This window comes from Diplocloster agilis (genome assembly GCF_019042275.1).
Classification (GTDB): Bacteria; Bacillota; Clostridia; order Lachnospirales; family Lachnospiraceae; genus Diplocloster; species Diplocloster agilis.
Genome location: NZ_JAHQCW010000127.1, coordinates 1 through 201 on the forward strand (window position 1 = coordinate 1; position 201 = coordinate 201).

The window sequence follows — 201 nt, forward strand, 5'->3', positions numbered from 1 at the left end:
CGGCAACTTCAACCTGGACATGGGTAGATCACCCGGTTTCGGGTCTACGTTGACTGACTCTGGCCCTATTAAGACTTGGTTTCCCTTCGGCTCCGGACTTTGCGTCCTTAACCTCGCCAGCCGACGTAACTCGCCGGACCGTTCTACAAAAAGTACGCGGTTGCACCAATAATGTGCTTCCACAGTTTGTAAACACAGGGT

1 rRNA gene is annotated in these 201 nt (G+C 52.7%); it reads right to left on the reverse strand.

Annotated elements, in window-relative coordinates:
• Window positions 1-201: ribosomal RNA gene (locus KTH89_RS24820) — 23S ribosomal RNA — on the reverse strand; the annotation flags it as partial.